15 protein-coding genes and 1 pseudogene are annotated in these 20,417 nt (G+C 41.6%); 5 read left to right on the top strand and 11 right to left on the bottom strand.

Going from position 1 to position 20,417, the window contains the following annotated elements:
• Window position 1: 1 nt before the first annotated feature.
• From nuoF to ndhC, 5 genes are all read right to left on the bottom strand, one after another.
• A complete protein-coding gene (nuoF, locus tag F941_RS03515; RefSeq protein WP_005007958.1) occupies window positions 2-1,330 on the bottom strand; it encodes an NADH-quinone oxidoreductase subunit NuoF in 1,329 nt (442 codons plus the stop codon).
• The gene (nuoE, locus tag F941_RS03510; protein WP_005007957.1) at window positions 1,327-1,836 is read right to left on the bottom strand and encodes an NADH-quinone oxidoreductase subunit NuoE; all 510 of its coding nucleotides are present in this window, start codon (window positions 1,834-1,836) and stop codon (window positions 1,327-1,329) included. The genes nuoF and nuoE overlap by 4 nt, the downstream gene beginning before the upstream one ends.
• A gap of 14 nt (window positions 1,837-1,850) precedes the next feature.
• Window positions 1,851-3,638: an NADH-quinone oxidoreductase subunit C/D gene (gene nuoC, locus F941_RS03505; RefSeq protein ID WP_005007955.1), complete on the bottom strand. Its 1,788-nt coding sequence runs from the start codon at window positions 3,636-3,638 to the stop codon at window positions 1,851-1,853.
• A gap of 87 nt (window positions 3,639-3,725) precedes the next feature.
• Complete coding sequence (locus tag F941_RS03500; protein ID WP_005007953.1) at window positions 3,726-4,403, bottom strand: NuoB/complex I 20 kDa subunit family protein; 678 nt, start codon at window positions 4,401-4,403, stop codon at window positions 3,726-3,728.
• 7 nt (window positions 4,404-4,410) lie between these two features.
• Entirely contained in the window at window positions 4,411-4,956 is a 546-nt protein-coding gene (ndhC, locus tag F941_RS03495; protein WP_005007950.1) for an NADH-quinone oxidoreductase subunit A, read from the bottom strand.
• Window positions 4,957-5,581: 625 nt separating this feature from the next.
• On the opposite strand from ndhC, the gene F941_RS03485 reads away from it, so the two are divergent.
• Window positions 5,582-5,938, top strand: coding sequence for a hypothetical protein (locus tag F941_RS03485; protein WP_005007947.1), 357 nt, complete (start codon window positions 5,582-5,584; stop codon window positions 5,936-5,938).
• A gap of 59 nt (window positions 5,939-5,997) precedes the next feature.
• On the opposite strand, the gene bfmS is transcribed toward F941_RS03485, so the two are convergent.
• Complete coding sequence (gene bfmS, locus F941_RS03480) at window positions 5,998-7,674, bottom strand: sensor histidine kinase BfmS (protein ID WP_005007946.1); 1,677 nt, start codon at window positions 7,672-7,674, stop codon at window positions 5,998-6,000.
• A 40-nt stretch (window positions 7,675-7,714) separates the two neighbouring features.
• Window positions 7,715-8,431, bottom strand: a complete 717-nt coding sequence (gene bfmR / locus F941_RS03475) for a response regulator transcription factor BfmR (RefSeq protein ID WP_005007943.1) — start codon at window positions 8,429-8,431, stop codon at window positions 7,715-7,717.
• Window positions 8,432-9,030: 599 nt separating this feature from the next.
• Here bfmR and F941_RS03470 point away from each other — a divergent pair.
• The 4 genes from F941_RS03470 to F941_RS03460 all read left to right on the top strand — a co-directional run bounded on the left by F941_RS03470 (window position 9,031) and on the right by F941_RS03460 (window position 17,661).
• The gene (locus F941_RS03470; protein ID WP_005007940.1) at window positions 9,031-11,865 is read left to right on the top strand and encodes a ribonucleoside-diphosphate reductase subunit alpha; all 2,835 of its coding nucleotides are present in this window, start codon (window positions 9,031-9,033) and stop codon (window positions 11,863-11,865) included.
• Between the two features lie 140 nt (window positions 11,866-12,005).
• Window positions 12,006-12,140 (top strand): hypothetical protein, encoded by a 135-nt coding sequence (locus F941_RS16860; RefSeq protein ID WP_005007937.1) that lies wholly within the window; start codon window positions 12,006-12,008, stop codon window positions 12,138-12,140.
• Between the two features lie 144 nt (window positions 12,141-12,284).
• Complete coding sequence (locus F941_RS03465) at window positions 12,285-13,568, top strand: ribonucleotide-diphosphate reductase subunit beta (RefSeq protein WP_005007934.1); 1,284 nt, start codon at window positions 12,285-12,287, stop codon at window positions 13,566-13,568.
• Between the two features lie 313 nt (window positions 13,569-13,881).
• A complete protein-coding gene (locus tag F941_RS03460) occupies window positions 13,882-17,661 on the top strand; it encodes a YobI family P-loop NTPase (protein ID WP_005007931.1) in 3,780 nt (1,259 codons plus the stop codon).
• 19 nt (window positions 17,662-17,680) lie between these two features.
• Here the strand turns inward: F941_RS03460 and F941_RS03455 are convergent, their stop codons facing one another.
• From F941_RS03455 to F941_RS03435, 4 genes and pseudogenes are all read right to left on the bottom strand, one after another.
• A complete protein-coding gene (locus F941_RS03455) occupies window positions 17,681-17,929 on the bottom strand; it encodes a helix-turn-helix domain-containing protein (protein WP_005007929.1) in 249 nt (82 codons plus the stop codon).
• Between the two features lie 179 nt (window positions 17,930-18,108).
• Window positions 18,109-19,255, bottom strand: a pseudogene (locus tag F941_RS03450) (IS3 family transposase).
• 61 nt (window positions 19,256-19,316) lie between these two features.
• Complete coding sequence (locus F941_RS03440; RefSeq protein ID WP_005007926.1) at window positions 19,317-19,610, bottom strand: hypothetical protein; 294 nt, start codon at window positions 19,608-19,610, stop codon at window positions 19,317-19,319.
• Window positions 19,611-19,884: 274 nt separating this feature from the next.
• Window positions 19,885-20,417, bottom strand: a 533-nt coding sequence (locus F941_RS03435) for a type I secretion C-terminal target domain-containing protein (protein WP_005007925.1), incomplete at its 5' end; no start/stop codon positions are given.

Genomic DNA, 20,417 nt, shown 5'->3' with positions numbered 1-20,417 from the left:
CTTAAGCTTGTTCTACGTTGCCAGTTTTAGCAGCAGCATCAACTACTTTTGCTTCAAACTCGCTACGGAAATATTTAAGTGCGCCCATTAATGGTTCCATCGCACCTGGAGCATGCGCACAGAAAGTTTTACCAATCCAAAGCTTGCGAGTCAGTTCTTGCAAGTGGTCGATATCTTCTTTCTTGCCTGTGCCGTCTTCGAGTGCTTTCAGCGCTTTAACCGCCCATGGCAAACCGTCACGGCAAGGCGTACAGAAACCGCATGATTCACGCGCAAAGAATTCTTCTAAGTTACGTGTTGCTGAAACCATGCATTGCGTTTCATCAACCACCATGAGTAGACACGTACCTAAACGCGAACCTGCTTTCATGATGCTTTCAGCATCCATCGGAAGGTCGATATGCTCTGCAGCCAAGAAGTCTGTAGATGCGCCGCCCGGAAGCCATGCTTTCAGCGTTAAGCCATCGCGCATGCCGCCCGCGTGGTCTTCAATCACTTCACGCGCCGTTGTACCGAAAGGAAGCTCCCAAAGGCCTGGATATTTTACTTTGCCTGAAGCGCCGTAAATTTTAGTGCCTGGATCTTTCGATTTGCCCGCAGACAAACCGATATACCATTCTGGGCCGCGAAGCATGATTGCCGGCAGGTTGTTATAAGTTTCAACGTTGTTGACAATCGTAGGACGACCCCATGCCCCAGCAACTTGCGGGAATGGCGGTTTCGTACGCGGGTTCGCGCGGCGGCCTTCAAGCGAGTTAATCAATGCAGTTTCTTCACCGCAGATATAACGGCCCGCGCCTGTATGCACGTGCAGCTCAAAGTTCCAGCCAGAGCCTAGGATGTTTTCACCCAAATAGCCTTTAGCGCGAATTTGCTCTAATGCTTCATTTAAGTAGCCAGCCGCTTCGATGTATTCACCGCGGATGAAGATATAACCTTGCGTTGCTTCAAGGGTATAACCGGCAATCAGCATCCCTTCGATCAATTGGTGAGGAAGATCTTCCATCAGCAAACGGTCTTTAAAGGTGCCCGGTTCCATTTCATCGGCATTACAGATCAGGTAACGGGGACCGCCATCATTCGGCGCCATCAGCGACCATTTAATCCCTGCCGGGAAACCTGCACCGCCGCGGCCTTTGACCGTTGCAGCTTTGATCACGTCCAGCACATCTTTCGGCGGCATGGTCAATGCTTTTTTAAAGCCTGCGTAGCCTTCAAGCGCTTCGTAATCATCTGCGCTGCGAACATTGGCCTGTTTGCTCAAACGCCATGTCAGCGGATGAGTTTCCGGGTTGCCGTCGCCGTAAATTGGTTTTGGTTCAGTATTCATACATACTTCTCCAATAACTGTTTAATTGATGTCACTTCAACCAGTCCGTGAGTATCTTCATCAATCATCAAAGTTGGACCTTTATCGCAGTTGCCCAGGCAGCAGATCGGAAGCAATGTGAACCGGCCGTCAGCAGTCGTTTGACCAAACTGAATGCTCAATTCACGCTGAAATGCTTCAGCTAAAGTTTCCGCGCCCATCAAGAAGCAAGCGATTGAGTCACATAATAAAATTACATGGCGGCCAACAGGCTGACGGTAAATGCGGTTATAGAATGTCGCCACGCCTTCAAGGTCTGCAAGGCTCATGCTCAGCATTTGAGCAATCGCATTCATCTGCGCGTCATCTACCCAGCCGTTGCGGCGCTGTACACATTTCAGCGCATCCAAACACGCAGCGCGTGGGTACGGATAGTGCTCAATGTGATGCTGAATATCGTGGATTTCTTCTGCAGTCAAAATCCCTTCAACATTCACACGCGGCTTTTTATCAGTCAAAATCATCATAATGCGTTTACCCCTTAGCGATCCACGTCAGCCATTACGACGTCAATGGTCGCTAAATAAATGATTAAGTCAGACATTAAGCTGCCGTTAATCACAGAAGGCATTTGCTGTAAATGCGTGAAGGTCGGTGTACGGATACGGGTACGGTAACTCATCGTTGACTTGTCTGAAGTCAAGTAGTAGTTCGACGCGCCTTTCACCACTTCCGCCATTACAGATGCTTCACCAGCAGGCATGACAGGACCCCATGACACGCTCAGGAAGTGCGTAATCAAAGTTTCAATATCTTGCAATGTTTTGTCTTTCGGCGGTGGAACAGCCAGCGGATGATCCGCCTTGTATGCGCCAGAAGGCATATTGTCTAAACATTGCTTAATGATTTTCAGCGATTCTTCAATTTCACGGAAATGCACAATCACACGCGCATATGCATCGCCTTCGTACTCTAAAGGCACATCGAAGTCGTAGTTTTCATAACCGCTGTAAGGACGGTATTTACGCACGTCAAAATCGATACCTGTCGCACGCAAGCCAGTACCTGTTACACCCCAAGCTAATGCAGATTTTGCATCGTACTGAGCGACGTTGCGGGTACGGCCAATGAATACTGAGTTTTTCAATGCTGCAGTGTAGTACTCTTTCAAGCGGCCCGGCATCCAGTCCAAAATTTCACGGATCAGCTTTTCCCAGCCATTCGGCAGGTCATGCGCTGTACCGCCGATACGGAACCATGCTGGGTGCATGCGGTAACCCGTGATCGCTTCGATGGCGTCATAGATTTTCTGACGGTCGGCGAACATATAGAATACTGGCGTCATACCGCCGGCATCCTGAATCGCTGTACCAATAAACAGCAAGTGGTTATTGATACGGAACAATTCAGACATCATGACACGGATGCATTGCGCGCGGTCAGGCACAGTAATGCCCGCCATTTGCTCTACGCCCATGACGTAAGGCATGTTTTGCGCACAGCCGCCCAAGTAGTCCACACGGTCGGTATACGGAATGAATGAATGCCAAGTTTGACGTTCAGCCATCTTTTCCACACCGCGGTGGTGATAGCCAATGTCCGGTACGCAGTCTTTCACTTCTTCGCCGTCCAGCTGCAAGATCACACGGAATGCACCGTGCGCAGACGGATGGTTAGGACCCAAGTTCAGGAACATGAAGTCTTCATCGGCGTTGCCGCGTTTCAGGCCCCAATCTTCAGGCACAAAGCGCAGGTGTTCCTGTTCGAAATCCTGTTTCGCCTGGTTCTGCATATACGGTGTATATTCAGTAGCGCGCGCAGAATATTCTTTACGCAGCGGGTGGCCTTCCCAGTAAGTCGGCAGCAAAATACGGCGGAGCATTGGATGCCCCTCGAAATTGATCCCGAACATATCGTAAGCTTCACGCTCATACCAGTTGGCATTTGGCCAAATATTGGTTGCAGTCGGAAGATTTACATCATTCTCGCTCAACGCAACTTTAATACGGATGTCGCTGTTGCGCTCAAGAGACAGCAAGTGATAGAACACTGTAAAGTCTGATGCAGGCAAACCGTCACGGTGCGTGCGCAGGCGCTCGTCTACTGCAGACAAGTCAAACAGCATCACGTATGGGCGTGACACTGTACGCAAGAACATTAAAACGTCTTGCACACGTGCGCGCTCAACCCAGACTGTAGGAAAGTCTTCAAAAGTCGTTTGCACGTAGAAGTTCTCGCCAAATTTGGCTTTGAGCTCTTCTACAATTGCAAATGCTGGGCGTGAATCAACGGGAGTTGATTCTGGCATAGCAATTTCAGTTTCAGCCATTGGCTTGGCTTCCTATTTAATACAAATTCAGTCAACCTAAACGACAATTACACCCGGACCGGGTGTATCAAACATTCATCGCTTAAATTATTTAATTTCATCCATAGAGCGCAGGTTTTTCACAGCAATGCGCTGTGCTTGCTTGCGGTCGCGTTCCGGCTGCATCTTTGGCTTATACACTGGCTGAAGATCATCACCGATAACCGCTGACAATGGGCGGCGCTCTAATTGAATTTGGTCTTGCAATAACATTAATGCTTGAATTAATGCTTCAGGACGCGGCGGACAGCCTGGGATGTACACATCCACAGGAATGATTTTATCCACGCCTTGCACAACAGAATAAATGTCGTACATGCCGCCTGAGTTTGCACAAGCACCCATGGAAATTACCCATTTCGGCTCAAGCATTTGCTCGTACAAACGCTGAATGACTGGCGCCATTTTCATGAAGCAGGTTCCTGCCACAATCATCACATCCGCCTGACGCGGTGAAGCGCGGATAACCTCGGCGCCGAAACGCGACAAGTCATGCACGCCAGTTAACGTTGTTGCATACTCTACGTAGCAGCAAGAGGTACCAAAGTTGAACGGCCAAACTGAGTTTTTACGGCCCCAGTTTACTGCTGTATGCATCAAGTCCTCTAAACGGGTCATGAATACATTTTTATTCACTTCTTCTTCAAGCGGATCTGTCACGATTTGACGCTCTTGAAGCGGATATTGATCAGCATCCGGATTCGCACGGGTTAATGTATATTTCATTCCCGGGTTACTCCTTATCAGATGATGCAGCCGCAGATTTTTTCACACGGCCAGATGATTGAGCTGGAATTTGACCAGTAGGGTCAAGTACCAATTCTTCAATTGAGTTAAAGCGGGTAATTTCTGCAATGTTCATGTTTGGTGAACCAATTTTCAGCTCTCGGCCAGCAGCTTTACGCTTATCTGTTGGCGCCCAATTCAACGCGCCAACCTTCACGGCATAAACCAATGCAATCAATAAATCGACCACAAAGATGACTACTGTCGTAAAACCGAACCAGCCTGCTTCACGCACAGATGTAGACCATGCATAGAGGTAGAGCGCTTCGATATCAAAAACGACGAAGAAAATTGCAACTAAATAGAACTTTGCAGACAAGCGGATACGCGCACCGCCTGCACCGACAACACCTGACTCAAACTGCTCTTGCTTAGCACGGCCCCACGATTTACCCCCTAGGAGTAACGGGACTGTGAGCATAAAGACGCATAGAAATGTAACGCCGATCACGAAGGCAATAATTGCCCAATCGTATGGAGTAATGGCACTCATGCGGGGATAACTCCTGGCAGGCCTAATTTATTAACAAAGAATGCATGTATTGGCCTTCAAATACACCAAACACAAAATTAATCCCGCCAATTGTACCTGATTGATGATGTATCTTGCTAGCTTATAAGCCTTAGTCTTTGGGATGATTTTTTAAGCATTTTTCTTAAAACTCTCGACTAAAGCCGTATTTCACTCCTATTTACCGCCTTATCAAATAAATTTTTAAGCTATTATTATTTTTACAAATTTTCTATTTTCAGCACATTTCAAAAGCACACCCCCAAACCCCGAAGCGCAAAATATCACCGCATGATTGAGAAATTCACCAGCAACCCAGCTTTTATTTATTTTTTCACTGAATTTTCACATTACGATAATTTTAACAATAAAAAAATCTATCATTCTGGCACTTTTAACCGCCAGCCAACTTTTTACCTACCTCGTGCAGCGGCGCTGCCGCATTGCAAAATAATCTCCCCTGCTGCGTCGGCACGCGCTATTAACCGCACTTATTTCATTCGGCTTTGTATTTTTTTGCAGCAAATTTAAGTCGCCTATCTGCATTTAATTCTTTTTGTGCTATTCCTATATAAAACAATCAAATCACTCGAAAAAGGAGCAATACATGAATCTAGAGTTTACGCATAAGCCAGACTACTTTTTGTTTGCCCAGCTCATTATCCGTCACATTGAAAACTATGTAGCAAAACACCCAGACGCAGATAATGCCATTTTTGATTTGCGTGATATCTACGAATTGTTCCGTCAAGACAAAGCCTCAGCAACAACCAACCTAGACGGCATCATGAATATTGCCGATGAATACAAAGTTGAAACACTGAATGGCGATGAAAAATTGATTAGCCGCTATGCTATTGATGCAAAAAACAATTCACTGCTGATTGATTTCAATACCAATGCGCTGGCCGCATTAAAAAATGGCAAAGACATTATTGCGCCAGACGCATCCGTTCACGAATAAAAACTCAAGCGATAAAAAAAGCCATTCAATTGAATGGCTTTTTTTCGGGCTTTAACGCCTTATTTAACGTTCAAGCTTTCGCTGTCCGAATCCTTCGCAGCATCGCCAGCTTTACGCTTACTGTCTTTAAAACGCTTGGCAGGCCACTGCATAATGAAACGCGCGCCGCCCAATCTCGGGCTTTCATCAATATGCACCGAACCGCCAAACCAGTATGCAATCCGGCTGACAATCGACAAGCCCAGCCCATAACCGCCTGATGCCCGGGTACGGCTGTTATCCAAGCGGGCAAACGCTTCAAAGATGCGGCTGCGCTCGTCTTCAGGAATCCCTGGCCCGTCATCTTCCACACAGATGTACGCATTGCCTTTGCCGTCCAGCCCGCCGCTAATCACCACTTTATTGTCGCAATAGCGCACCGCATTGCCCACCAGATTCTGAATAACGCGGTGCAGATAGCGGCGTTCAGCATCCACCACAACGGTCAGCGGCGGCGCCTGCAGTTCCAGAGTTTTTCCAGTCTTCAGCGCTTCAGTCTCGATCACCACCTGATCCAGCACTTCAAACAGAATGATCTGCTCAAAATCCAATGATGGCGTGCCCTGCTCCAACTTGGCATAGGTCATGATTTCATCAATCAAGGTATTTAGCGCCTCAATATCCTTATCAATCTGTTCGACCTGATGCTGACGGTATTCATAGTCTTCTTCATCCGCCATCATTTCCACGCCGAAACGGATTCGGGCGACTGGCGTACGCAATTCATGCGACACAGCGCGCATCAGCTCACGCTGCGCCTCAATTAAACGCTGAATATGATCTGACATTGAGTTGTAGCTGGACGCCAGTGAACCCATTTCATCGCTGCTTTCCACAGGCAGGCGCACAGACATGTCACCGGTCTTCATTTTATTCAATGCATAATTCACCGCGCGCAGCTTGCGCTGCATCGGCACCAGCAGGCCATACACCCCAAGGCTTAACACAAACAGGCTCAGCAAGGTAATGCCGGCAGCCAGCTGAAAAGGCATCCAATTGAATAACGGCACAGGCCCCATCACCAGCACTTCAGTGGTTGAGCTTGGAATTGGCGAAACAATAGAAATGGTCGTGCCGCGCACTGTTGCGCTGTCGCGGTACAGGATAATGCTGTGATCCAGCCTTAAGCGGCCGATCTGTTCTGAATCCAAAGGCAGGTTTTTAACATCTTCAATTTGCAGCGGATAAGCAAAATAATGCTGAATGCGCTGCAGATATTCTTTCTCCTGCCCCGGGTAATACACCAAATAATCCAGCACAAACACAGGCAGGGCCTTCATTTGCCGTTCAGTGATATTTTCAGCCTTGATATACAGCAGGTGACTGGCATCATCTTTCAGGCCAATAATGATATAGGCCACATTGGTTTGCGCATCCCAGCGCACCACCGCTTTGCGCTCTTCAATACGCTTCGCTTCGGCGCGGGTTAAGTCCACCTTGTCGGCTTTAACATAATAGATGGGCAATTCCAGCAGATTGGACGCATCGGAGATCCAATCCATGCGCTGCTGCTTATTCGGCTGACGGGCAATGCCTTCACTGATGATATAAGCCATGCCGTCCGTCAGGGACTCGCGGTATTCCTGCGCGCGCTGATAATTGATGATTTGCACCAGCAAATAGCCGAACAAAGCCACCAATACCACCAAGATGACCAGTCCTGCATAAATGCGCAAAAAAATACTGTGCTTTAACACTTAGACCTGTCCTGCTTCAGCCTCAAAGGGACGGCATCAATTAGATGCCGTTAGTTTCTTTTACAAACAGATAGCCTTTGCTTCGTACAGTTTTAATACGTTTTGGATTTTCCGGATCATCACCGATTTTTGGACGGATACGTGAAATGCGCACATCAATCGAACGGTCTTGACCGTCATATTCAATACCGCGCAGGCGCTCAAAAATATCTTCACGCGACAAAATACGGCCAGCGTTTGACGCCAGCAGCCACAGCAGGTCATATTCGGCGCTGGTAAAATCAACCAACTCGCCATTGAGCGTCACTGAACGGCCGCCGTTGTCGATCACCAGATCATCAAACTCAATGCGCTGCGCCACTTCATCTTCTGGCGCTTTGTCTGTACGGCGCAGCAATGCGCGGATACGCGCCAGCAGTACGCGCGGCTGCACAGGTTTTGCCACATAGTCATCTGCACCCATTTCAAGGCCAAGCACCTGATCCATGTCTTCTGTGCGCGCAGTCAGCATTAAAATCGGCTGATGGTAATGCGGACGCACTTCACGGCAAATCGTTAAGCCATCTGCACCCGGCAGCATCACATCCAAAACCACCATATCCGGCTGTTCTGCAATAATGCGGCGGATTGCGCGGTTGCCGTCCGGCTCTACTCCAACCTCAAGTCCATTGCGGATAAGGTATTCTTGAGTTAAGCGGGCAAGACGCTCATCGTCTTCAACGATTAAAATTTTAGGTAACTTTTCTTCTTGGCTCATTAGAGTGCCCCTTTATTTGACTGGACGTATCCCTTAAAAATCCAAAAGATACAATTCAATATATTTTGCAATATACACACGTTTACATTGTAAACAAGATGCTGTTCACGAAACTGATACATCAAGACCGCAATTTGTTAAGAATTTTCAAGCATCGAATTCGCCGTATTTTCCGATACGCGCTTTTTCAGACATTTCTTAAAATATTCAGTTACAAAAAGCATAAAAAATAACCAATGCCTATATTTACAGCAATCAGATGAACCATGGCGCAAATAAGTTTTTAGCTTTTCAACTTATCCACAAGGTTATCTATAAGCACTTAAACTCAGCTTTGCTATGCTATGCCCTTGTCCAATAAGGCTTAAACAAGAAAGATAAAAAATAGGGATTTTTTCGAGAAGGATTTCCGTCGAAACAGATTAAAATATTTAATAAAATGTCAATATTGATCTGACCTAAATTTTCCCGTATCTTGTGTCCAATTCATTTTTAAACCACTAAGTCTTGTGTTTAAACCTCAAACACTGTGGCATAGTTTTTGCCCGGTTCAAACGGTCTACAAACATAACAATAGATGACAATGGAGCTATGCTGACATGAGCGTAATCACGTCTACCCCAGGCCAATTGCAGGTGATCAAGCGCACCGGTGATGTTGCTGTTTTTGATGCGGAAAAAATTTCTGTAGCGATCGGCAAAGCGTTCTTGGCTGTTGAAGGCCAGCAAAGCGCTGACTCTAGCCGTATCCACGATCGTATTTCTCAACTTACCGAGATGGTATTAAATACGTTCCAGCGCCGTTTACCGTCTGGCGGCACAATCCACATTGAAGAAATTCAAGATCAAGTTGAACTTGCGCTGATGCGCACAGGCGAACAGAAAGTTGCGCGTTCTTATGTGATTTACCGTGAACAGCGCGCTGAAGCGCGCAAGCTGACTGGCGCCAATCACCACCCGACCCTGCAGGTTACCACTGCAGACGGCCAGCTTCGCCCGCTGGATCTCGGCGCGCTTGAAGCGCATATTGCGAAAGCAGCTGAAGGACTGGAAGGTATCGACGTTCAAGCCATTATCGATGAAACCGTTAAAAACTTATACAACGGCGTAAAAGAGTCAGACATTGCAACCACAATGATGATGGCGACCCGTACCCGCATTGAGCAAGAACCCAACTATACTTACGTAACTGCGCGTTTGCTTCGCGACAACCTGGTTGCGACCGGTTTGGAGTTCCTGGGTCTGGCTGCAGAAACCAATGAAGGCGATGCTTTAGAGACATTCCTGAAAAAAGGGATTGAACTTGACCTGCTTTCACCAGAGCTGCTTAACTTTGACTTGGCTAAGTTGGCCGCTGCGATTCAGCCTGAACGCTCGAACCAATTTACCTACTTAGGCCTGCAAACCTTATTTGACCGTTACTTCATCCATTCAGATGGCGTGCGCTTCGAATTGCCGCAATTGTTCTTCATGCGTGTTTCAATGGGCCTATCGCTCAATGAAGAAAACCGCGAAGACCGCGCAATCGAATTCTACAACTTATTGTCCAGCTTCGATTACATGGCGTCTACGCCTACCCTGTTCAACTCAGGCACATTGCGTCCGCAATTGTCGAGCTGCTACTTAACCACCATTGGCGATGACCTGTACAACATTTATGGCGCAATGCGTGACAACGCGATGCTGTCTAAATGGGCTGGCGGCTTAGGCAATGACTGGACTCCAGTTCGCGCTTTGAACTCTTATATCAAAGGCACAAACGGCAAGTCTCAAGGTGTTGTTCCCTTCCTGAAAGTGGCAAACGATACCGCTGTAGCAGTGAACCAAGGCGGCAAGCGAAAAGGCGCAGTTTGTGCATACCTTGAAACTTGGCACTTGGACATCGAAGAATTCCTTGAGCTGCGTAAAAACACAGGCGATGACCGCCGCCGCACCCATGACATGAACACAGCAAACTGGGTTCCAGACTTGTTCATGCAGCGTGTATTTGAAGATGCGGAATGGACACTGTTCACACCGTCTGAAACACCAGACCTGCATGATTTGACTGGCGCAGAATTCGCTGAACGCTATGCGTACTACGAAGGCATTGCCAAAGAACAAAATTTATTGCACAAGAAAATCCGCGCAAAAGATTTGTGGCGCAAAATGCTGTCTATGCTGTTTGAAACAGGCCACCCTTGGATCACATTCAAAGACGTCTGCAACCTGCGTTCTCCGCAGCAGCACGTTGGCGTCGTGCATTCATCGAACTTGTGTACAGAAATTACGCTGAACACCAATGCCGATGAAATTGCAGTCTGCAACTTAGGTTCAATCAACCTTGTGCAGCACGTTCAAGGCGGCGTTCTTGACCGTGAAAAACTGGCGCGTACCGTAAAAACTGCAGTCCGCATGCTCGATAACGTGATCGACATCAACTACTATGCGGTTCCTCAAGCGCGCAATTCGAACTTGAAACACCGTCCAGTCGGCATGGGCATCATGGGCTTCCAAGATGCGCTGTATGAAATGCAATTGGCTTACGGTTCAGAAGCTGCTGTTGATTTTGCCGATGAATCAATGGAAGTGATTTCTTACTACGCGATTCAAACATCGAGCGATCTCGCGCTTGAACGCGGCACCTATGAAACATTTAAAGGTTCATTGTGGGATCAAGGTATTTTGCCAATTGACTCTTTAGATCTGGTTGCAAAATCACGCCCTGAACGCATGTTTGAAGTTGACCGCACACAGCGTTTGGACTGGGACACTCTGCGTGCCAAAGTTCAAAAAGACGGCATGCGCAACTCGAACGTGATGGCAATTGCACCGACTGCAACCATTTCGAACATTTGCGGCGTTTCGCAATCAATCGAACCGACATTCCAAAACCTGTATGTGAAATCTAACCTTTCTGGCGAATTCACAGTGATCAACCCGTACTTGGTACGTGCGTTGAAAGAGCGCGGTCTTTGGGATTCTGTGATGGTCAACGACCTGAAACACTTCGAAGGTTCTGTTCAAAAAATCTCACGTATTCCTGAAGAGCTGAAAGCGATCTTCGCGACTGCGTTTGAAGTTGAGCCGCGCTGGATTGTTGATGCTGCATCACGCCGTCAAAAATGGATCGACCAAGCTCAGTCTCTAAACCTTTACATCTCTGGTGCAAACGGTAAGAAACTGGACATGACATACAAAATGGCATGGCTGCGCGGCCTAAAAACCACGTATTACCTGCGTGCATTGGGCGCGACTTCTGCAGAGAAATCGACCATTAACACCGGCGCATTGAATGCAGTTAAAGCGACTGCAGCTGCAGCGCCTGTTGCCGCAGCGGCTCCTGTTGTTGAAGCGAAAAAACCTGAAGCGGTTGAAGACGATGGTTTCGCAAATGCGGCACCAGTGCCAATGGCATGTTCAATTGACAATCCGGATTGTGAAGCTTGTCAATAAACTGACAGGTTTTTAATCCCCCTAAATCCCCCTTTTTAAAGGGAGACTTCCTAAAACCCTTTTGGATTCAAGGAAGCCCCTCTTTTTTAAAGAGGGGTTTGGGGAGATTTAAAAATTAAAAATAAATAAAGGACCCCACCATGCCGCATATGACCCATAACTACTTGTTAGGACTTGTTGCCTTGGTGGTTTCCTTTATTGTTTGTTTTTACGTACCGTTGACTTATGCATGGGTCAAAATACGGGAACAGCAGCGTAATCAAAATAAGTCGTGAGGATATTTGCTCTTCCGCATAAAATTAGAGCATCCATCGGCAAAACTTAATTTTGCTTACACAGAATGAGCGTATAGTAGGATGTCTTAGCTTCAACAGCTGGATGTCTCATAAAAGATATAAAGCAACGAAGAGAGAACTGTTATGTCTATCCTAAGTTGGGACGATTTCGAAGATGATGAACCGAAACAAGCTGCACAAGCTCACCAGCCTGCGCCCGTCGAGCCGAAAAAAACGGTTGATTCGCAAGTGGTATCTGATGCACAGCAATCATCGCCGAATCTGGCAGCTGCACAACCCGCTCGAACCGCTGGAAGTCGCGGATCAAATCCAACCAATTCAATGGAAAGAGCATCTGCTGCCTTAGAACAGCTGGATGCCGCACCGGGCTTGGAAGAGCTGGAAATGGGCGCACAGCGTGTACAGGTTGACGACAAAGCAATGATCAACTGCCGCGCTGACTTAAATCAGCTGGTGCCGTTCAAATACGAATGGGCTTGGCAGAAATATCTTGACGGATGCGCAAACCACTGGATGCCGCAAGAAGTCAACATGAACCATGACATCGCGCTTTGGAAGTCTGAAAACGGCTTAACTGAAGATGAGCGTACTATTGTTATGCGTTCACTGGGTTTCTTCTCGACTGCGGATTCTTTGGTTGCAAACAACTTGGTCTTGGCCATTTACCGCCACATCACCAACCCAGAATGCCGCCAGTACATCTTGCGTCAAGCATTTGAAGAAGCAATTCATACGCATGCTTACCAGTACTGCATCGAATCTTTGGGTATGGATGAAGGCGAAGTCTTCAACATGTACCGTGAAGTACCAAGTGTTGCGCGCAAAGCGGCGTGGGGCTTGAAGTATACGCAGTCTTTAAGCGATCCTACTTTCCAAACCGGCACACCTGAAAACGACCAAATCCTGCTTCGCAACTTGATCGCGTTCTACTGCGTGCTTGAAGGCATCTTCTTCTACTGCGGTTTCAGCCAAATTTTGTCGATGGGCCGCCGCAACAAAATGAATGGTGTTGCTGAGCAGTTCCAGTACATTTTACGTGATGAGTCGATGCACTTGAACTTCGGTATCGACATGATCAACCAGATCAAAATCGAAAACCCAGGTTTATGGACGGCTGAATTCCAGCAAGAAATCATTCAAATGATTCTTGAAGGGACCATGCTGGAAATTGAATACGCACGCGATACTATGCCGCGCGGCGTATTGGGCATGAACGCAGCCATGATGGAAGAATACTTGAAATTCATCTGTAACCGCCGCTTGGCTCAGCTGGGCCTGCCGGAACAATTTGCTGGCGTGAACAACCCATTCCAGTGGATGTCAGAAATGATGGACTTGCGCAAAGAGAAGAACTTCTTCGAAACTCGCGTAACAGATTATCAGACTGGCGGCGCGTTGAGCTGGTAGGAAATCACTTCAGCGTCACGCGACACATAAAATGTCATTGAGCGACACATAAATTGTCATTGATAAAAAATAGAGCCTAAAGGCTCTATTTTTTCTTGTATAACCTAAATTTCAGTTTCTAAATATTTACGTGATACAACCAAATAGACGAGTTTTTAAAAACAAACTAATCTTAATAGCCCGTTTCTATTTAAAAATAGAAACCAAATATAAAACACTTATAAAAACAATAAATTACAGCTAGATACAAAGAAAATAAATGGATAAAATACATACAACTTTAAAATATACTATTATTTGAGAAAATATTTCAATGTCAAAAGATAAACTCCATAAAATTTGGAATGAAATTAAGGTAACTCACACTAAAATTAAAGAAATAATATCCACTCCTCAAACAATTTCTACACAGCAATATTTATCTTTAACCCCTATTGCTAATGCTGACGAAGATAATGCTTATTCTGACATGCTAAAATTTGCATTATTACAAGATAAAATTAGCAACATTGCCATAACTGGACCATATGGATCAGGAAAAAGTAGCGTATTACTTACCTTTCAAACACAAAATCCAAATTGGAAGTACTTAAACATATCATTAGCAACATTTAAAGATCATTTAGAAATTGAAGGTACTAATAATAAAGAAATTGAAATCGAAGCCATAGAAAAAAGTATATTACAACAACTATTTTATTCTGTAGATCAAAAAACATTACCACGCTCACGACTAAAGCGAATTGTGACTGTTAAACCTAGAGAGCTACTAGCCAATACACTTTTTATTATGCTTTGGGCTTTTCTAACAATTTTTGTATTTTTTCCAAAAAGTATTTTTATTAATAAACTTGGCATATTTATTAGTGAAAAATTGTTAATACAGATAACATTATCATTATTACTATTATCATATTGCATAGTTGGGTTATTTACAGGTGTAAAATATATTGAGAAGCTTAAGGAACTAAAGTTAAAATTCCAAGATACCGAAATAACATTAAATAATGATAAAACAGAATCCGTATTAAATAAACATTTAGATGAGATTTTATATTTTTTTGAAAGAACAGATTTCAATATTATCATAATTGAAGATTTAGATCGTTTTGAAAATTCAGAAATTTTCATTCGACTAAGAGAACTTAATACTCTCATCAACAATTCAAAACAAGTAAACCGTCCTATAGTATTTTTATATGCTATTAGAGACAACATGTTCAAAGATAAAGATCGCTCTAAGTTTTTCGATTTCATTATCCCGATTATTCCTGTCATAAACCCAACAAATGCTTATGACTTGATTCGAAAAAATTACATAAACAAAGAAAATAATAGTCAACTACATGATGAAATAGAAGATATTTTCTTACATCAAGTCTCACTTTATTTTGATGATATGAGACTCGTAACAAATATTTTCAATGAGTTTCAACTTTATGTGAAAAAACTTAACAATCCAAATCTCAATAAAAACAAATTATTAGCTTTAATAATTTATAAAAACTACTACCCTGCTGAATTTGCAAATTTACATTCAAATAAAGGAGAAATATATGAAATTTTTAAGACTTACAAAAAGAATATAATTTCTGAATTATTAGTATCAATTAATCAAGAGTTAAATGAAATTGAGAATAAAATTAATTTATCTGAAGTAGAAAAGCTCCAAACAGTAGAAGAATTAAGAAAACTATATATTTATGAAATTTTCAAAAGATTTCCAATTATTACAAACGTACATAATCGTCACTTTATGCAGACTGCTTCAACATCAATACAACTTTATGTAGATAGTCAACATATTGATTACAACCAACTCACCATAGATGAAAATTTTTATAAATTAGTTGAATCCAATAATATTGAATGGAAAGTTAAACTTGAAGAGTCAACTAATTATATCGATTACGCCAGCATAAGTATAAGCAATGCTGAAGAAATTAAATTTTCATTTAAAGCTATTGAGACAATCACTCACAGTAATTTCACATATTTAGAAAGAGAAAATAGAGTAAACGATAAGTTAGAAATAAATCGAAAAAAAATATTAAAACATAAGCAAAAGTTAATTAGCACTAGGAATCAGCTTAGTCAAAGTACACTAAGTGAAATACTTACAGTCGCAGATATTGAAAATCCATTTGACTCAAAAAAGCATCCTCCTTTACTACAGTTTTTAGTTAGAGAAGGCTACATAGATGAGCAATATCCTGACTATATTTCATTCTTTATTGATAGTGTAATTAATATTACTGAAAGAGATTATGCACATCGTGTAATAGAGCATATCAATTCAGAATTTGATTTAACCTTAACCAATATAGGCAAACTGTTAGATAAATACTTAAAACCTAGACAATTCTCACATACAAGCATTCTTAATTTTAACTTGGTAGATTTTATACTTAATAATAGTACTCAATTTAAAGATCATTACAATAATTTATTTGAGTTATTATCAAATCAGGATAAACGTTCAATTCGGTTTATTTTCGAATATATAGATAGAGAAAAAAACTCATCCCTATTCATTAATCAAATAGTTAAAAGCTGGCAAGCTTTCTTTGAACATATTCATACGTCAATGTCAGATGAAAAAATTGAAAGCTATCTTCTGCTGATATTGAAAAATTTAGAAAAAGAAAATATTCCTTTACTTAACAAAGATAACATTCTAAAAAACTATCTGTCTTCTAAAAGTAATTTTATCGAATATATCAAAGATGCCTATAGTACTGAGCAAGAAATTCTTAACTTTCTACAGCTGATTAAACCAGTATTCAAGTATTTGGATTGTAATAACCAAAATGATGTAAGTATATTTAATGAAATATGTAGAAATGAATATTTTGAATTTAATGAAAAAATGATATTACAAATTATATGTATAAATAATGAAGTTCAAAAAATTGATGAAATCAAAAATATTTTTGCTTCAAAACCTTATGGTGTTTTACAAGACTTTGCGCCAGACTACTTGAAAACTCAGGTTGACCAATCAATCAGTCATTTCTTCGAAGAGGTGTATATTTCATCGTCTGAAAATCTAAGTGAAAACTCAGATAATTTCATCAAATTAATTAATAATGAAGATTTAGATAATTCTCATAAAGAATGGTTAATTGAAAACAATGAAGTTCAAATTGACTTAATTTCATATATTCGCAAAGCTCAATTCTGGAAACCAATTTTAGCTAAGAACAAAGTAAAACCTAGCTGGGATTCTTTGATTTCATATTTTCAATATAATGACTGCACTTTGGATGAAGTAATTTTTAACTATATTAATGAAAATAATGTATTGCTAAAAGAACAAGAAATCTCAGACACTGAAAGTAACAAAAGTATGCCAGATATTACTAAAGAATTTGAAGTAGCACTTCTTGAATCTGACTCATTTTCAGAAATTGCTTACGAAGCGATAAGTATCGCAAGAATGTTCGATTATCCTTCGCTCAACCTATCAAGTTTATCTAACTCAAAAATTCCCATATTGATCAATGTGAAAGTGCTTTTACTAACTCCTGAAAATATTGAAAAATTAAGGCATAAATCTATTAATTATGTGAGCGACTTACTAATCCAATATTTAAGTTTAGAATGTTCAGAGCTTACTGAAGATCTAGTTTTAGAAAAACCCGAATATGAATTACTTCTTCAATCATCAGAATTTACTGATGCACAAAAACTAATAATAGTTGAAAAACTTGGAATTAATTTTTATCAAGAATCAAACGTTCAAAGCACAATTAATCACATATTTAAAGCCAATGGAAAATATATTCCAATAGAATATATCAACAACTATTTTGCAAAAACATTGTCGACACAAACCAGAGTTAAATTTCTTATTCCAGAAGTTTCCAATCTTGATCATTCCAATATTTCTATATTATTAAATATGTTAGATGAACCTTATAGCTTGATTTCTATAGCAGGAAATCACACGTTAAGTCATAGTGAAATGAATGAAAATCTAACAGAAGCACTTAGAAAAATTGGCTATATTAATCGAGTTAGAGTCCATGAAAAAAAATCATTACTTGGTACAAAATCCAAATCTACGATAACTTTTACAACAAAATCCTAATTAATTTAATTTGGCTATTTTATACATTCGGTGAAATAGCCAAAATTCCTTTAAGATTTAACTCATCAAATTCTGCACTTAAAGCACCCAACCAATCCATTAATTCAATTACATCAAGTCGTCTTTCCAAAATTTCAACTTTAGAGACATAAGATTGAGGCTTATTCAAAAGACGTGCAAGTTCAACCTGAGTCACTTGTTTAGACTCTCGGAGTTCTATAAGTTTCTTAATAAGGCCTTGATACCTAGGATCGTGTATTGAGCGCATGGCTCAATATCAGTTACAATTATAAATATTCCAAAATAGGATATTCTTATTTAACTCCATATGTTTATTGATTTTTTATTTTGGATAATGATTGAACGATAGTTTAGGAACTCAATGTGAAGCAAAAATTTTCTGTAACTCAAATCAATAGCATTGTTAAATGAATAGCCACCAAAATTTTAGACACACAAGACCATCTTTTGATGGGCTTTTTCATAATCTAATGGGGAACGCTGACCATTGGAACCATGTCTGCGTTTTGAATTATAAAACATCTTAATATATTCAAAGATATCGGTTCTAGCCTCGGATCTGTTCGCATAAATCTTTTTCTTGATACGTTCTCGCTTTAACAGCTGAAAGAAGCTTTCAGCAACAGCATTATCATGACAGTTGCCTCGTCTGCTCATACTACTTTCAAGATTATGATGCTTGAGAAATGTCTGCCATTCATGACTAGTGTATTGGCTGCCCTGGTCAGAATGAATCAGGACTTTGTTCTTTGGATTCCTCCGCCACAAAGCCATTAATAAAGCATCCAAAACTAAATCCGTTGTGATTCTGGACTTCATAGACCACCCAACAACCAGACGAGAAAACAGGTCAATCACGACTGCGAGATATAGCCAGCCTTCATGGGTACGTATATAGGTAATATCTGTAACCCACAGTTGGTTAGGCTGTGTTGGATTAAATTGCCTGTCCAAAATATTTACAGCAACGACAGCAGGAGTACCAGCATGAGTTCTGGGTTTGCGATAACCGCGCTGTGATTTAAGACCATCTGTTTCATGAGACGATGTACCCGATTGATACCACAGGATTCACCAACATCTTTCAAGCCACAGTGAATCTTGCGATAACCGTAAACTCCACCAGATTCAAGCCAAAACTGTTTAATTAATCCTGCAAGCTGTTGCCGTTTCTTAGCAGTTTTACTGACTGGTTGTTTTAGCCAGGAATAATAACCACTGTGATGAACATCCAAAGTTGAACATAAACGACGAATCGGCCATATCTGCTGATGGTCCCGAATAAAGGCGTACCTCATTTGGACTGGCTTGCGAAGTACACCGCGGCCTTTTTTAAGATGTCTCTTTCTTCTGTAACCCTTTGCAGCTCTTTTTTTAACTTTGCTAACTCTGCACTTGGGTCATTAAACTCTATTGTCCTAGGTTGCTGTGGATCATAACGTTTTATCCAGGCATATAGACTATGTGTGGTAGTTCCTAGGCGTGTAGCAACATCAGCAACACTATGACCTTTCTCTGTGACCTGTTTTACTGCTTCAATTTTGAATTCTTCAGGGTATCTTTTACTGCTCATAAGCACCTCGTTAATTAGCCATTTTATCTAACTAAAAGGTGTCTACAAAATCGGGGGCTATTCAATTTGGAAAATTTACTGGAATTCTTTTTTCACAACTCTTACAGTTATTCTGATAAAAATCATAAATCGAGTCTTCTAATAACCAACTATAAGATGAATTCGCTTTAGAGAATTTACATTGAACTCCACTATGTCCAATTGGTAGGCCTGTAGAGGCTTCAATCATTCCTATACCACCAAAACGTGAAACCTCAGCATGTGCACACCAATTATTCAACAGTGCTTTAGCATGAAGATTACTTTCGCCAGCTTCTATTGCTGATTGAAACTTTTCATCAAAATCCTCATCCATATTAGCTATGATCCTCTAATACAAGTTTCTATTTTTATAAATAACAATAAAATAAGCTATAATATTAACACTTACGGGCCATGATAACTAATAGCTTTCTAGACATAATTCTTTTAACCTAACCACTAGAAATTCTTTTTAACATATAAAAATCATTCAACGACATAAGTGACTCCACCACTCAAACTACCTCAAAAGGAATTAACTGAATAAAATGTTTTTCTAAATAAAAAATGAGGCTATACAGCCTCATTTTTCGATTTAAAATATATTATCAAATAACAAAAGCATCGGCTTTAATCAAATCATCTAGGCTATTGATAGAGGATTGATTATTTAGGACTAATAGTTTACTACTTTGGTAATCAGTTCCATTTCCATCTCGATCTAGACTTAAGGTAATAGAAGTTCCATTTTTTTCATATGAAATAAATTGGTTTAATTTTAATTTATCAACTTCACCGATTAATAGATTTGATACATCAATTTTATCACCTTGGTTTAAATTAAAATCTATCCAAGTATCTACTCCATTTCCAGCAGTTATATCACTTTCAAAACCTTGAAGAATTTTAAAGATTACAGTATCAGAACTAGCTCCACCATTTAAAGTATCATTACCACCATTACCTATTAAAATATCATTTCCTTCATTACCTTGTAGTAAATCGACTCCATTTCCACCAACTATCTCTAATCCAACTTTTAAAAAATCTTTAGAAGTTATAAGTTGATCCGAGAATGCAAATTTCTCAATGGCTGAATTAGTTTTAAAGAAGTCTTTAATTGTGATTGAATCTCCTTCAC

Source organism: Acinetobacter bouvetii DSM 14964 = CIP 107468 (assembly GCF_000368865.1).
In the GTDB taxonomy this organism is placed as follows: Bacteria; Pseudomonadota; Gammaproteobacteria; order Pseudomonadales; family Moraxellaceae; genus Acinetobacter; species Acinetobacter bouvetii.
This window is presented reverse-complemented; position numbering and strand designations above follow the sequence as displayed.

What these genes read in the sequence shown, in the direction of transcription:
- F941_RS03455 (WP_005007929.1), bottom strand. Translation starts at nt 17,929, where the DNA reads ATGCGCTCAATACACGATCCTAGGTATCAAGGCCTTATTAAGAAACTT.
- F941_RS03470 (WP_005007940.1), top strand. Translation starts at nt 9,031, where the DNA reads ATGAGCGTAATCACGTCTACCCCAGGCCAATTGCAGGTGATCAAGCGC.
- nuoC (WP_005007955.1), bottom strand. Translation starts at nt 3,638, where the DNA reads ATGGCTGAAACTGAAATTGCTATGCCAGAATCAACTCCCGTTGATTCA.
- bfmR (WP_005007943.1), bottom strand. Translation starts at nt 8,431, where the DNA reads ATGAGCCAAGAAGAAAAGTTACCTAAAATTTTAATCGTTGAAGACGAT.
- F941_RS03485 (WP_005007947.1), top strand. Translation starts at nt 5,582, where the DNA reads ATGAATCTAGAGTTTACGCATAAGCCAGACTACTTTTTGTTTGCCCAG.
- nuoE (WP_005007957.1), bottom strand. Translation starts at nt 1,836, where the DNA reads ATGATGATTTTGACTGATAAAAAGCCGCGTGTGAATGTTGAAGGGATT.
- F941_RS03440 (WP_005007926.1), bottom strand. Translation starts at nt 19,610, where the DNA reads ATGGATGAGGATTTTGATGAAAAGTTTCAATCAGCAATAGAAGCTGGC.
- F941_RS03465 (WP_005007934.1), top strand. Translation starts at nt 12,285, where the DNA reads ATGTCTATCCTAAGTTGGGACGATTTCGAAGATGATGAACCGAAACAA.
- F941_RS03500 (WP_005007953.1), bottom strand. Translation starts at nt 4,403, where the DNA reads ATGAAATATACATTAACCCGTGCGAATCCGGATGCTGATCAATATCCG.
- F941_RS03460 (WP_005007931.1), top strand. Translation starts at nt 13,882, where the DNA reads ATGTCAAAAGATAAACTCCATAAAATTTGGAATGAAATTAAGGTAACT.
- nuoF (WP_005007958.1), bottom strand. Translation starts at nt 1,330, where the DNA reads ATGAATACTGAACCAAAACCAATTTACGGCGACGGCAACCCGGAAACT.
- ndhC (WP_005007950.1), bottom strand. Translation starts at nt 4,956, where the DNA reads ATGAGTGCCATTACTCCATACGATTGGGCAATTATTGCCTTCGTGATC.
- F941_RS16860 (WP_005007937.1), top strand. Translation starts at nt 12,006, where the DNA reads ATGCCGCATATGACCCATAACTACTTGTTAGGACTTGTTGCCTTGGTG.